Annotated in this window: 13 protein-coding genes and 1 pseudogene; 13 read left to right on the top strand and 1 reads right to left on the bottom strand. The window is 45.0% G+C overall.

Annotation, left to right across the window (positions count from 1 at the left end; all coding sequences use genetic code 11):
* From DXA13_RS13080 to DXA13_RS13020, 13 genes and pseudogenes are all read left to right on the top strand, one after another.
* A complete protein-coding gene (locus DXA13_RS13080) occupies positions 1–459 on the top strand; it encodes a 2Fe-2S iron-sulfur cluster-binding protein (RefSeq protein WP_118244964.1) in 459 nt (152 codons plus the stop codon).
* Position 460: 1 nt separating this feature from the next.
* Positions 461–2760: pseudogene (locus DXA13_RS13075) on the top strand (molybdopterin cofactor-binding domain-containing protein).
* Positions 2761–2933: 173 nt separating this feature from the next.
* Positions 2934–3386: an NUDIX domain-containing protein gene (locus tag DXA13_RS13070; RefSeq protein WP_118244963.1), complete on the top strand. Its 453-nt coding sequence runs from the start codon at positions 2934–2936 to the stop codon at positions 3384–3386.
* Positions 3387–3419: 33 nt separating this feature from the next.
* Positions 3420–3935 carry a hypothetical protein gene (locus DXA13_RS13065; protein WP_118244962.1) on the top strand — a complete coding sequence of 172 codons (516 nt, stop codon included), beginning with the start codon at positions 3420–3422 and terminating at the stop codon, positions 3933–3935.
* A 195-nt stretch (positions 3936–4130) separates the two neighbouring features.
* Entirely contained in the window at positions 4131–4352 is a 222-nt protein-coding gene (locus tag DXA13_RS13060; RefSeq protein WP_118244961.1) for a hypothetical protein, read from the top strand.
* Between the two features lie 216 nt (positions 4353–4568).
* Positions 4569–6074, top strand: a complete 1506-nt coding sequence (locus tag DXA13_RS13055) for a carboxypeptidase M32 (protein WP_118244960.1) — start codon at positions 4569–4571, stop codon at positions 6072–6074.
* A 99-nt stretch (positions 6075–6173) separates the two neighbouring features.
* A complete protein-coding gene (cysK, locus tag DXA13_RS13050; RefSeq protein WP_118244959.1) occupies positions 6174–7103 on the top strand; it encodes a cysteine synthase A in 930 nt (309 codons plus the stop codon).
* 204 nt (positions 7104–7307) lie between these two features.
* A complete protein-coding gene (locus tag DXA13_RS13045) occupies positions 7308–8447 on the top strand; it encodes a substrate-binding domain-containing protein (protein ID WP_118244958.1) in 1140 nt (379 codons plus the stop codon).
* An 80-nt stretch (positions 8448–8527) separates the two neighbouring features.
* Complete coding sequence (locus DXA13_RS13040; RefSeq protein ID WP_118244957.1) at positions 8528–10036, top strand: sugar ABC transporter ATP-binding protein; 1509 nt, start codon at positions 8528–8530, stop codon at positions 10034–10036.
* Positions 10037–10054: 18 nt separating this feature from the next.
* Entirely contained in the window at positions 10055–11044 is a 990-nt protein-coding gene (locus tag DXA13_RS13035) for a beta-methylgalactoside transporter (protein WP_118244956.1), read from the top strand.
* A gap of 200 nt (positions 11045–11244) precedes the next feature.
* The gene (locus tag DXA13_RS13030) at positions 11245–11799 is read left to right on the top strand and encodes a LacI family DNA-binding transcriptional regulator (protein WP_118244955.1); all 555 of its coding nucleotides are present in this window, start codon (positions 11245–11247) and stop codon (positions 11797–11799) included.
* Complete coding sequence (locus DXA13_RS13025; protein WP_147348031.1) at positions 11799–12287, top strand: hypothetical protein; 489 nt, start codon at positions 11799–11801, stop codon at positions 12285–12287. Before DXA13_RS13030 ends, DXA13_RS13025 begins: the two co-directional genes overlap by 1 nt.
* Before the next feature lie 210 nt (positions 12288–12497).
* Entirely contained in the window at positions 12498–13883 is a 1386-nt protein-coding gene (locus tag DXA13_RS13020) for a cytosine permease (RefSeq protein WP_118244953.1), read from the top strand.
* A gap of 150 nt (positions 13884–14033) precedes the next feature.
* Here DXA13_RS13020 and DXA13_RS13015 read toward each other — a convergent pair whose 3' ends face one another.
* Positions 14034–14738, bottom strand: a complete 705-nt coding sequence (locus DXA13_RS13015) for a GntR family transcriptional regulator (protein ID WP_118244952.1) — start codon at positions 14736–14738, stop codon at positions 14034–14036.
* Positions 14739–14938 lie beyond the last annotated feature (200 nt).

Below are 14938 nucleotides of genomic sequence, written 5' to 3'. Positions count from 1 at the left end.
ATGGAAATTCAGTTCACCTTGAATGGTAAAAAAATACATACGTCCGTTAAGGCAGATGTGCTGCTTTTGGATCTTTTGAGAGAATTCGGCTGCTACAGTGTGAAGCGGGGATGTGAAACCTCTAATTGCGGCCTGTGCACCGTGTTGATGAACGGACGGCCAGTGCTTTCCTGCTCTACATTGGCTGTAAGAGCCGATGGAGCAGAAGTATTTACTCTGGAAGGTCTGCAGAAAGAGGCGGAAGGCTTCGGAAGATACCTAGCTGGAGAAGGTGCGGAGCAGTGCGGTTTCTGCAGTCCCGGCCTGATTATGAATGTTCTTTCCATGGAAAAAGAGCTGCACAATCCTGATGAAGAAGCCGTAAAGGAATACCTTGCAGGCAATTTATGCCGCTGTACGGGATACATGGGGCAGATGCGGGCGATTGTAAAGTATCTGAACAGGGAAGGGGGACGGTGAGATGGAGAGAAAGATGAAAGCTGTAGGCAGTTCGGTAATGAAAAAGGATGCGATGGCTCTGGTAACAGGAAAGCCGGTTTATACGGACGATATCGCACCGAAGGACTGTCTGATCGTCAAAGTATTAAGAAGCCCTCACGCACATGCGTTGATCGAAGAGATTAACACAGAAGCGGCCATGAAGGTTCCTGGTATTGCTTTAGTGCTGACATGGAAAGACGTCCCTCAGAAGCGGTTTACGATGGCGGGACAGACGTATCCGGAACCAAGCCCGTATGACCGTCTGATTCTGGACAGAAGAGTCCGGTTTGTGGGAGATGCGGCCGCAATTGTAGCAGGTGAGACGGAAGAAGCAGTGGACAGGGCGCTGAAGCTGATCAGGATAACATACCAGGTGCTCCCCGCTGTTTTGGACTTCAGAGATTCCATTGATAATGAAACGCTGGTCCATCCGGAAGACGATTGGAAGAGCCTTTGCCCTGTGGGAGCAGATAACAAGAGGAATCTCTGTGCATCAGGCTGTGAAGAAAGCGGAGATGTGGACGCAGTCCTTAAAGAATGCGACTATGTGATTGAACAGACGTATCATACGAAAGCGAATCAGCAGGCCATGATGGAGACGTTCCGCGCGTTTACAGCGATGGATGCCTATGGAAGAATTATAGTTACGGCATCCACTCAGATTCCATTTCATGTGCGCCGTATTATCGCTCATGCACTGGACGTGCCGAAGTCAAAAGTTAGAGTAATAAAACCGCGTATCGGAGGAGGATTCGGAGCAAAACAGACCGTCGTCACAGAAGTATATCCTGCGATTGTTACCGTCAGGACAGGCCGCCCGGCAAAGATGATTTACAGCCGTTATGAAACACAGATTGCCTCTTCCCCCCGTCATGAGATGGAGATGAAAGTGCGCCTTGGAGCAGATCAGGACGGAACGATCAGGGCAATCGATCTCTATACATTGTCGAATACTGGAGCCTATGGAGAGCATGGACCGACTACGGTGGGATTGTCCGGCCATAAGTCAATCCCCCTTTATACATCGGCAGAGGCATTTCGCTTTGCTTATGATGTCGTTTATACGAACGCATGTCCGCAGGAGCGTACAGGGGGTATGGCGCAACCCAGGGGCTCTTTGCAGTAGAATCGGCTGTGAATGAACTGGCAGAAAAGCTCCATATGGATCCGGTAGTACTCAGAGAGAAGAATATGGTTCGGGAAGGGGACTATATGGCGGCGTATTACGGAGAGACTGCAGGCAGCTGTGCGTTGGACCGCTGTCTTTCACGTGCCAGAGAAATGATCTGCTGGGATGAAAAATTCCCGTCAAGGGATATGGGCAATGGGAAAGTGCGCGGTGTAGGCGTTGCCATGTCCATGCAGGGGTCCGCAATTTCCGGTGTAGACGTTGGCTCTGTTACGATTAAGGTCAATGACGACGGATTTTACAGTCTGATGATTGGTGCGGCTGATATGGGAACAGGATGTGACACGACACTTGCACAGGTGGCGGCAGACTGCCTGGGATGTTCTGTGGATGACATCATTGTCCATGGCGTGGATACCGATGTTTCTCCCTACGATTCCGGTTCCTATGCTTCTAGTACGGCTTATCTGACAGGCGGTGCCGTTATAAAGACGTGCGACAGTCTGATCGAAAAAATACTGTTAAAGGGAGCAGAATATCTGGAAGCAGCAGCAGAAGACGTGGATTTTGACGGAAAGCGGGTATACCGGCTGGACGGAACGGGAGAAATCAGTCTGAAAGAGATCGGCAACCGGGTCATGTGTAACAACAGAACGGCGCTGGAGGCCACGGAGTCCAATTCGTCTCCTGTTTCTCCGCCTCCGTTTATGGTAGGAATGGCAGAGGTAGAAGTCGATCAGGAGACAGGACACGTCGAATTGATTGATTATGCAGCGGTAGTTGACTGCGGCACGCCGATTAATCCAAATATCGTCCGCATACAGACGGAAGGCGGACTGGCACAGGGAATCGGCATGGCTCTTTATGAAGACATTACCTATTCGCCGACGGGACAGATGTATGAAAATTCTTTTATGCAATATAAGATTCCAACTCGTCAGGATGTGGGAACGATTCGTGTGGAATTTGAGAGCAGCTATGAAAAGACAGGGCCATTTGGTGCAAAATCCATAGGCGAGGTAGTTATTAACACGCCGTCTCCGGCCATAGCAAGTGCGGTAGCCCATGCGGTCGGCGTGCATATCAGGGAGCTTCCGATCACTGCGGAGAAAGTTTATTTTGGCATGAAAAAAATGGAAGAGGAACGTTAGAAACCCATAAACGATAAAAACTCTCTGTTGCATCGGCAATAAAAAAGATGTATACTAAAACCAGTCTAAGTTGACACACCAAGGGAGGCTGAATCGGTGTGCATTCTGTTTGGGAATAATAGGTAAAACAGCATGAACAGATCTGACAGCGGTCCCAATCAGGAGGAATTGCAATGATTGAAGCAACGAGCTGTGGCGGTGTGGTTATTTTTCGAGGTAAGATTCTGGTTTTGTATAAGAATTATAAGAACAAATATGAAGGATGGGTTTTGCCGAAGGGAACTGTAGAACAAGGGGAAGAATATAAGGAGACGGCTCTCCGGGAGGTTAAGGAAGAGACAGGCGTTACGGCGTCAATCATTAAATATATTGGAAAAAGCCAGTATTCCTTTAATACTCCTCAAGATATGGTCGAGAAGGACGTGCACTGGTACCTCATGATGGCGGACAGCTACTACAGTAAACCACAACGGGAAGAATATTTTATGGATTCCGGATATTATAAATTTTATGAGGCATATCATCTGCTTAAGTTTTCCAACGAAAAGCAGATATTGGAGAAAGCCTATAATGAATACCTGGATTTGAAGAAGAGCAATTTATGGGGAAATAAAAAGTACTTTTGATTTAGCATCTCATGATCGGGGAGGTGAACGGATATGACTGATAATGAACTGTTTGCGTTGATACTTGATGAAATAAAAGGCATGAAAAGCGACATGCAGGTCATGAAAAGTGACATGCAGGGCATGAAAGGCGACATGCTGGTCATGAAAAGTGACATGCAGGGTATAAAAAGCGACATGCAGGGCATGAAAGGCGACATGCAGGGCATGAAAGCGGTAATGGCAACAAAAGATGACATAGCTTCCGTGCGTGCCGAGATTCAAGATACTAAGTTGGAACTGTATGATGAAATAAAAGGCATGAAGGCAGTAATGGCAACCAAAGACGACATTGCCTCAGTGCGTGCTGAGATTCAGAATTCTAAATTTGAACTGTATGATGAAATCGTCAGGGCGGAAAAGGAAATTGACAAGGTTCGCGAATCGACAGAAGAGTTAAATGATAAATACAACACATTGTTTTTACAGGCAGATAATAATGCACTGTTATTGCAGCTTATCAACAGTCTTCAGGAAAGAGTTGCAATTCTGGAAAAGAAACTGGCGTAATTTATTAGAGATGCTATGCTAGTCCGTGGAGGGAGATTCGTCAGAATTCCCTCCATTGCTGTATCCAGATCAGTTTGTGTTACGGTTTACAGGCTCAATTATCCTATGAGCACTTAGCTGGGTATAATATTTACTTATTTCTGTGTAACGGATCTAATGGATTTATAGGTATACGTAAGATAAGGGGGGACTCATATGGCAATGATCAAATATATGAAAGAATTGCAGAATACGCCAAAAGGTCTGGAAAAATGTTATCAGACTGCTCTATCTTTGGAAAGTGCCTATTATGAATTTTCGGATCTGGCAAAAAATCCATATGGAAATTATGATAGCTTTGGCAAAGAAAAAGAAGAGTTGATATCAAAAGTAACAGATTTGGCAAAGAGACTAGACAGTCAGATACCGTATGAATGAATAAGTGAAAAGAACAGCTTGCATATAGAGGCTGCCATAAGCAGACAGGCCGGTGACGGCCGGCTGTCCGTGGCAGCTTCTTTAAATTTTCAGCAGAATGAAATGCAGAATAAATAATCTTCTTGCGGATAAAATAAAACCATCTACGCTGATTAGCGTTCAGGACGTCATCCTGAAAAGTTACTAATAATTTTCAATGGGAAAGGAATTCCGATTATGGGAGAATTATATGAAGATTTGAAACAGGTACTCGATAGAGCCAGCGCTTTGCAGTCAGCGCTGGCCGTAATGGAATGGGACAACGAAACACTGGCACCGAAAGAGGCGGGGGAACAGACCTCCAGAACGGTAGGAACGCTTTCCGGCCTTTACTATGGGGTCATGACGGGAGATGAACTGGGCGGATTTCTGGAACGCCGCCATAAAGAAAACGAAAAGGCCCCTTCCGCAATGATGAAAAAAATGGCGGAGGAAGGGGAAAAGGAACGAGACCTCCTCATATGTGTGCCGAGGGAAGAGTATGAGGAGTTTACACGGATGACCAGCGTTGCGGGCAGAGTATGGGCAGAAGCCAAGGAAGAAGATGATTTTTCTAAATTTGCGCCTGTTCTGGAAAAAATTATAAACTACAGGAAAAAGATGGCAGAGTATCGCAGGAAAGATGGCAGGACGCTGTACGACGCCATGCTGGATGAATTTGAAGAGAGCTTTCCGGAAGAAAAACTGGATGAGTTTTTTGGTGCGATCAGAGAAGAACTGGTACCGTTTCTGGAGAAGATCAAAAGGAGCGGAGTAAAAATAGACAACAGTTTTCTCCATGGTGATTTCTCAAAAGAACAGCAGGAAAAGCTTGCAAGAATGATGGCAGAATATATCGGATTTGATTTTAATAAAGGAGTTTTGGCAGTCAGTGCCCATCCTTTTACAACGAGCTTTCATAATAAAGATGTGAGGATTACAACCCATTATGATGACTGGCTGGATCATTCGCTTTTTTCGGTTATTCATGAGGGCGGACACGCGCTTTATGAACTTGGAATTGACGACAGTCTGACTCAGACGATACTGGGACAGGGAGCTTCTATGGCAATGCACGAATCTCAGTCCCGATTTCTTGAAAATGTGATTGGAAGAAGTGAGGCGTTCTGGGAACCGATCTATGGAAAGGTTCAGGAGCTCTTCCCGGACCATCTTGGAAATGTGCCTCTGGATGATTTTGTAAAGGCAATTAACCGCGTGGAACCTGGATTGATCCGTACGAGTGCCGATGAGCTGACTTACAGCCTTCATATTATGGTGCGGTATGATCTGGAAAAGGCTCTGATGAAAGGTGAGATAAAAACAGAAGACCTGGAACAGGCGTGGGCCGATAAATATGAGGAATACCTGGGAATCCGGCCGAAGAATGCGTCGTCCGGTGTGCTTCAGGATATTCACTGGTCGCAAGGATCTTTTGGGTATTTTCCGTCCTATGCTTTGGGAAGCGCCTTTGCGGCGCAGATCTATGAAAAAATGAAAGAAAAGATCAACGTGGAGGAATTGTTGAGAGCAGGCGATGTGCGGACGGTTACGGAATATTTGAGAGAGAATATCCACCGTTTCGGCAGGATGAAGACGAGCAGGGAAATTTTGAAAGATACGACAGGCGAAGATTTCAGTCCAAATTATTATATCAGATACCTGAAAGAAAAATATGGAAAGCTTTATGGAATTGATTATTGACGAATGATCCATAACTTTCCTACACAGTAATTCATAACAGGCTTTACGTATAAGTAGAATGACTTATGCGCGATACGACAAAAGAAAAGAGGAATAAAAATGGAAAACATCAGAAAAAGCGCTATGGAGCTAATTGGAAATACACCGCTCCTGGAATTGTGCAATTATGAAAGGCTTCACGGGTTAAAATGCAGGATTGCAGCCAAACTGGACGGTTTTAATCCTGCGGGAAGCGCAAAAGACAGGGCTGCTCTGTTTATGATTGAGGATGCGGAAAAGAGTGGAAGACTGAAGCCAGGTGCGACAATCATAGAGCCGACATCCGGGAATACGGGAATCGGCCTGGCCAGTATAGCAGCTATGAAAGGATATAAAGTTCTGCTTACCATGCCGGATACCATGAGTCAGGAGCGGCGCGATCTCCTGAAAGCATATGGGGCTGAAATCGTGCTGACTGATGGAAAAGAGGGCATGGGTGGTGCCGTTAAAAAGGCAGAAGAATTAAAGAAAACGATACCTGGTTCTGTGATTATGGGCCAGTTTGACAACCCGGCCAATGCGAACGCTCACCGGGAGACGACAGGGCCGGAGCTATGGAGGGACACGGACGGCCAGATTGCCGCATTTGTAGCTGGAATCGGAAGCGGCGGTACGATTACTGGAACGGGAGAATATCTGAAAGGGAAGAATTCTGAGATTAAAATCTTTGCCGTAGAGCCGGCTTCTTCTCCATATCTCTCTCAGGGAAAGTCTGGAGCTCACGGACTTCAGGGAATTGGAGCCGGTTTTATTCCTTCTGTTCTGAACACGGACATCTACGATGAAATCATTACGGTCACTGAAGAAGATGCGTACAGGACGGGAAAGGAAATTGCGGCGTGCGAAGGGATTCTGGTGGGGATCACTTCCGCAGCTGCTGTATGGGCGGCCGGGGAACTGGCAAAACGCCCGGAATTTGAAGGGAAACTGATTGCAGTATTCCTGCCGGACACAGGAGACCGGTACCTCTCTACGCCTCTGTTCCGGTAGATATACCGTCCTTTTGCGGCCTTCTCCGTTATTTTGCATAATCCGACGGATGAAAATCTCCCTTTCTGGTGAATTCGAAAAAATTCAATAATAGTTTAAAAAAAATCATATAGAAAAACTGCATAAAAACATGCTATATTATACTCGTCAGGAGAACAAAGTATCCAAATGACGAAATAATTCTTATAAGGGAGGATTTTTACAATGAGATTATTAAAGAAGGCAGCAGCAGTTGCATTAGCATCTGGTATGGTATTATCCATGGCAGCATGCGGCGGATCCAAGACAGAGACTACAGCAGCTCCAACAGAGGCTAAGACAGAAGCAGCGAAAGAAGACGCTGCAGAATCTACAGAAGCAGCTAAGGATGCAACTGAGGCAGCTAAGGATGCAGCAGACGCAACAGCAAAAGATCCTGCTGAATTAAAAGTAGGTATTTCCATTTATCAGTTCGCAGATAACTTCATGACACTGTATCGTCAGGAATTAGAGAGATACCTTGTTGAAGAATTAGGCGTAAAGAAAGAAAACATCAGCATCATGGACGGCAAGAACGACCAGGGCGAGCAGATGAACCAGATCAAGAACTTCATTACAACAGGTGTTGATGTAATGATTATCAACCTGGTACAGGCTTCTTCCGAACCTTCCGTAACAGAGCTTTGTGCTGAAGCAGGAATCCCGGTTGTTTATATTAACCGTGAACCGGAGCCGGAAAGAGAGCAGGCTTGGGTAGATGAAGGAATTAAGGCTACATATGTAGGCGCAGACGCCAGACAGTCCGGTACATTCCAGGGCGAAGAGATTGCAGAACTTGAAAATAAGGGCGATGCAGACGGCGACGGCGTTGTAAGATACGTAATGGTACAGGGCGATCCGGAGAACGTTGACGCTCAGTACAGAACAGAGAAATCCATCGAGGCATTAGAAGCAGCAGGCGTTGAGACAGAAGAACTCGTTAAGATGCGTGGTGACTGGGATCAGACAAGAGGCCAGGAAATCACAGCTAATGCATTATCTCAGTTCGGCGACAAGATCGATGTTGTATTCTGCAACAACGATGCAATGGCACTTGGTGCATTACAGGCAATTGAAGCAGCAGGCAGAACTGTGAATAAAGACATCTACTTAGTAGGCGTTGACGCTCTGGTTGAGTGCGTTGAGAACGTTATGAACGACAAGATGACAGGTACCGTATTTAACGATTACTTTGGTCAGGCTCACTCAGCAGCTGACATTGCTCTTGACTTCGTAAACGGCAAGGACGTTCCAAACGTTAACATGGTAGACTACGTAAAAGTTACCAAGGAAAACGCAGAAGAAATCCTGGAAAAAATCAAATAATCCTGTTTAGCAGATTATGAAGTAAAAGCGTCGGGTGTGTCGATCTTGACACACCCGATTTTATGAAAGGAGAGAATGGGATGGCAGAGTACAGATTGGAGATGCGCGGGGTGTCGAAAAGCTTTCCCGGCGTTAAGGCTCTGGACGGTATCAACTTAAAAGTACGCCCGGGGACCGTACATGCGCTCATGGGAGAGAACGGTGCTGGAAAATCAACCCTTATGAAATGCCTGTTTGGAATTTACCATATGGACGAAGGCGAGATCTATCTGGATGGTAAAAAGGAAAATGTGGGCGATCCAGATGAGGCTTTACATAAGGGACTTGCAATGGTGCATCAGGAACTGCAGCCGATACCTGAAAGAACGGTCGGAGAGAATATGTATACGGGCCGCTATCCGGTAAAAAAGTTTGGGCCGTTAAAAATTATCGACCATAAGAAAATGTTTGAAGAGACGGAAAAGTGGCTGAATGATGTTAAGATGCCGTTTAACCCCAAGGCGAAGCTGGGAACAATGTCCATCGCTCAGATGCAGTCCGTAGAAATTGCAAAGGCTGTATCCATGCAGGCGAGAGTTGTAATCCTCGACGAGCCGACATCCTCTCTTACAGACAATGAAGTGCAGGCTCTTTTCAGAATCATCAGAGATTTGAAGGGCAGGGGAGTTTCCCTGATCTATATTTCTCACAAGATGGCGGAAATTCGTGAGATCGCAGATGATATCACAATCATGCGAGACGGTACATACGTAGGTTCATGGGCGATGAACGACATCACCGATGACGAGATTGTAAAACAGATGGTAGGACGTGAACTGACCAATATCTATCCTCCAAAGAACGATGCCCATGTAGGGGAAGTTCTTCTGGATGTAAGAGGTTTCAGCAGTATTCATGAACGCTCGTTCCAGGACTGCAGCTTCACTTTGCGCCGCGGAGAAATCTTAGGTTTCGGCGGCCTGGTAGGTGCACAGAGAACAGAGCTTATGGAAGCGATATTTGGAATGCGCCATATATCGAAAGGTGAAGTTTATATCGAAGGCAAAAAGGTAAACATCAGACGCCCTCAGGATGCAATCAGGGGCGGTATCGGAATGATTACGGAAGATCGCCGAGGAACAGGTATTTTAGGCTGCCTTTCCATTGCGGATAACGTATCAATTTCCTCTCTCAGCCAGTATCTGGAATTAGGAGTCAAGCTGAATAAAAGAAAAATTGAACAGCTGGTAAAAGAAAATGTAGCCAAGTTAAGCATTAAGACTCCCAGCAGCAGGACGCTGATTCAGTCCCTGTCAGGCGGCAACCAGCAGAAGGTGCTGATTTCCCGCTGGCTTGCAAATAATCCGGATATCCTCATTATGGATGAGCCGACACGTGGTATTGACGTGGGTGCAAAATACGAGATTTATCAGATCATGATCGACCTTGCGAAGCAGGGAAAAGGAATTATCATGATTTCCTCAGAAATGCCGGAATTAATCGGTATGTCCAACAGGATTCTCGTTATGTGTAACGGCAAAATCACCGGTGAAGTATCAGGCGATGAAGCTACTCAGGAACGTATCATGAGCTTTGCTACACAGTTTTAGCAGGAGGAGGATGAGAGAATGAATAAGAAAATAAGTGTTAAAGACATATTGATTAATAATGGTATTATTATCGTACTGGCCCTAATGGTAATCTATGTTGGCTTTACAAAAGACAACTTCTTTACGATGGGCAACTTCAACAACGTATCCATCAACGTTGCCTGCCGTTTCATTATCGCAGTCGGCGTTTCCGGATGTCTGATTACAAAAGGTACCGACCTTTCCGCAGGACGTGTCGTTGGTCTGGCCGCCTGTCTGGCAGGAACCATGCTTCAGAAGGCAGATTACAGCGGACGTTTTGAGCTGACAAAGAATATGCCGGAATTGAATGTATGGCTGATCCTTTTAATCTGTATCGCAATCTGCTGTATTTTCGGTTTGATCAACGGCGTTGTCGTTTCATACCTGAGCGTACCTGCTTTTATCGGAACACTGGGCATGCAGCTGATCGTATATGGTATCTGCCTCGTTTACACAAAGGCTACCCCAATCGGCGGCTATCGTCAGGACTATACCATCATCGCAAATGGTAAATTCCTGGGAGTACCTTATCTGTTTATTATCGCAATTATCATTGGCCTGATTATGTGGTTTATTTATAACTATACACGCCACGGCAAATACATGTATGCGATTGGCGGCAACGAAGCAGCGGCAGAGGTTGCAGGCGTAAACGTTAAGAAGACAAAAATCATCATTTACGTTGCAGCAACAGCGCTTTATGCAATTGCAGGATTCCTTCTGGGAGCGAAATCAGGAGGCGCCGGAGTTAACATGGGCCAGGGATACGAGCTGGAGGCAATCGCCGCATGTACTATCGGTGGAGTATCTGTTAACGGTGGTATCGGACGCGTGTCAGGCGTAGTCATCGGCGTTCTCGTATTCGAGCTTTTGAAGACATGTCTTCAGTTCCTTGGCATCGACCCCAACTACCAGTACATCGCACAGGGTATTGTAATTATCGTTGCAATTGCACTTGATATTCGTAAATATATTGCCAAGAAATAAAAATGTTCGGAAGAGTCTTTTTCTCCCATATATTTGGAACCGCTATCGATCGGCTGCTTGTTCAGCCGGCAGATAGCGGTTCCTTTTGCTTCAAACAGACACATTGAAAGAAATGCGGCTTCGTGATATGATAATAAATATGCAGAAAAGCAGAGGGACTGTACAGGTTCCTGAGAGAGATAGATTGGGGGAAGAAAACGGTGGTTACACAGGAGGATATTGCAAAAAACCTGAAAATTTCAAGAACAACGGTTGCGAGAGCTTTCAGCGGAAAACTGGTCAGCGAGGAGACGAGAATTAAAGTGCTTGAAGAGGCAAAACGTCTCGGCTATGAGCCGAACGGAGCTGCTACGAGCCTGGCGCTTAAAAATACAAAGAATATTTATGCATTTATTATTGCGACGATTGACGAGGGATATGGGCAGCAGACGAAAGAGGGGATTATGGAAGCTGCCAGGATGTGGAAGGGATATAATTTTGAGATCCATGTAATATTTACGGATATAACGGCAGGACGCGGCCAGTGCAGAGTACAGATGGAGCAGTTCTTCGAGGTGATGAACCGGGAAAAGGTGGACGGAGTTATCTTCAGCGCTCTGTCCAAAGATAACATGGATTGGGTAGAGGATGTATGTAGGACGAAACATATTCCTCTGATGACCCTGGACATGATTTACAAAGTAGATGCCCTCTGCCACGTCGGACCGGATTATTTTAATCTCGGCACTTATTCAGCCGCCTATATGGCCGGCTGATGATGAAAAAGGGATATATTCTGACCCTGAGTTATGATGAGGGATATGAAATCAGCAGTATGAGGATGGAAGGATTTCATTATAAACTGAAGGAATATCCAGAGATCGAATGTCATGATGTGAAACTGGACGGGATATCCAAAAGCAGCTATTACGATGTGCTGAAGCAGGAATTTGACAGAAGAGTTCCGGTGGCTGTCTATGCTCCCTATCATGTGGATTATATCGGAGATTTCCTGAAAATGAGGGGGCTGGACCAGAGTGTCATCATAATCAGCAACGGTATCAATGAGAAGATCGAACATTATCTGTTTGACGGTACAATCGACGGAATCGTATCTGCGCGTCCTTATTTTCTGGGAGCAGTGGCTGCCAGCAATTTCTTTAAATATTTTTACCGTAAAAAGGAGATGCTCAGAGGAACAATTGATGTCGCCTGCGATATTTACATAAAAGAAAACTACAACAGATATGACAAGATCTTTTGAGTAAAAGGGATATTTGATACAAGTAAAAATAAAAAGACATATTTTTACTTCTGTATATCATATCCTTGAATTTAGGATGCTATTGTTCACGAGAACAATACGAGAAAGGAGGATATAAACGGGTTTACACTGAATTCGGAATAACCAGGAACGTTAGGTGCAGGAGCTCAGAGTGTAAGAGAAGATATCATAAGAAGGGGAGGTAGATTTATGGCAAAGACAGGAACAGAAAACGGTTCAGGGAACATTGATGGCCTCAGTCCGATAACAGAACAGCAGAAAACGATGAAACCCATGGATTATGTCATGACATTCTGGTCATCAGGGATTATCATACAAATCATGGTTATTGGATTGTACTTAATGCCGCCGTCCGGGGGACTTAATTTTCAGCAGGTTGTCATGGTCGGCATCATATCAGCGCTGATTTGCACTTCCTGTATTGCTATCAACGGTGATGCAGGTATGAGGTACGGAATTCCATTCATCATACAGGCCAGATCAGGCTTCGGCATTCAGGGAGCGAAAATTGTGGCGCTGATCCGAAGCATACCGGCTATCTGCTGGAACGGGATCGGCACATGGATCGGCGCACAGTCCATTGTTGTCGTCACCGACCAGCTGTTTGGCATAAGCAATATCTGGGTTTCTTTTATTGCAATCCTGATTATTGAATCATGGCTGGCCTATAAAGGTGTGGATTCCATAAAAAGCTTTAATTCGATCATGTCAGTCGTCATATTCTGCATGCTGTTTTACTTTTTCTACATCGTATTTTCCACAGGTAAGGTAGATATTTCTTCGGCTATGAAAGCGGAAGGATCGTGGAGCTGGCCTTTTGTGGCGGGAATTTTCGGAGCAGTGGCAAACTGGACAACGGTTATGCTGAACAGCTCTGATCTGACGAGACATGTAAAGGTGAACGGGGGAAGCGGTGCAATCAGCAGAGTTAACGCATTCATGAATTCCTTCGGAATCATTCCACCGTGGATGTTTATGGTATTGTCAGGGGTAATTATTGCGATCGCTACCGGAGCGGACGATCCGATTGCCGGGTTGGTAACACTGTCTCCGAATCCGGCTTTTGGAATTATTCTTCTGGTATTTATTATTCTGGCACAGGTTACGTCCAATCTGTCCCTGAACATCCTTCCTCCGGCCCTGGCTTTCCAGGATATCTTCAAAATAGACTGGAAAAAAGGAGTATTCGTGGTAGGGATTTTGTCCGTTGCAGTCTGTCCGTGGATTCTGTATTCCAGCAATTACTTTTTTGTATTTCAAAACGTATATTCCAGCTTTTTAGGCCCGGCTCTGGGCGTAATGGTAGCCGATTATTATGTGATGAGAAAAAGAAAATTGAATCTGGAACTGCTGTACGACGTAAAGGGAGTATATACATATTGGAACGGATTCAGCTGTGCGGGTATGATTGCTCTGATTATCAGCGCGGCCGTATCCTTCTTCTTCCTCAGCTATGCCTGGGCGGTAGGATTTCCGCTGGCATTCGTCCTCTACATTATTTTGAAAAAATGCGGACTGGAACGAAGATATGAAGAACAGGAAAGAGAACGGGAAAGAGAACGGGAAATCGGATAAACGGAAAATATGATAGGGGATCAGAGGGTGCTGCAAAAAGCATTGCTCCCGATCTCAGATGAAGGAATTCGGCGGCTGCCTTGGAACGGAATCTGAGATCAGGAGCATGTATGATTTTATTTTTGCATCACTCTTTTTTGTGCGGCTGAATCAGGCGGTCGTTTCCCCCGCGCTGTCCATATGGTTCAGAGCATTGGTAATACGATCTTCTATAGGATTTGGCCGTAAGAGATTTTTAAAATAAAAAGACTCAGTGCTGGTAATATGTGTCTGTATTAACTGAGGGAGAGAATCAAAATCCTCATTTACTAAAGAATCAATGATCGTAATATGTTCATTTGCACCTTTTAAAGCACGTTCTCTTGGATAAAAATCCTGGGTCCTGACCCGCTGGAACTGATCGCTGATATAAGTGATCGACTTCAGCAAATGCTGGTTGTCACAACGGCTGTTTAAATATTCATGCAGCTCGTAATCCAGTTTATGAAGCCCCATAATATCTTCCGAATTGATGAGGCTGATATTTTTTCTTCTCAGATCCATAAGCCGGTCTTTATTCAGATTTTTAGCGCTTAATACGACAACAATCGGTTCGATCAGCTTTCTGGCCTGAAAAAGTTCGGTGATGAACTGAATCGACAGTTCCGTTACAAAAATCCCCTTTTTGGGAATTGTCTGTACAAGATTTTCGTAAGCGAGGCGGTTGATTGCCTCTCGGAGCGGGGTCCGGCTTATACTCAGTAATTCACACAGATCTTTTTCTTCCAGATGGCTTCCGGCTTTAAATTCATTGTTCAGTATCATTTCTTTCAGCTTTTCATAAGCATACATATTTAAGGGCTTCTTTTCGTGCATACGCAATCTCCAGGGGTGTAATTTTATCTAGTAACCATTCGCTATATGTATAACATTATACCATGTATTTTATAAAAACGTATTAGAAAAATGTGAAGATCAGGATGTAATAAGTAAAAAAATGTGTGATGGGGATGTGGAAAAAGAGGAAAAGTCACAATAACTAAAATTAAAAATAAAAAAAGAAAAAAATATACAAT

The sequence above is a fragment of the Clostridium sp. AM58-1XD genome, assembly GCF_003464085.1.
Lineage (GTDB): Bacteria > Bacillota > Clostridia > Lachnospirales > Lachnospiraceae > Lachnoclostridium_A.
Note: the sequence above shows the minus strand (reverse complement) of the source record. Positions and strands in the feature narration are given on the sequence as shown.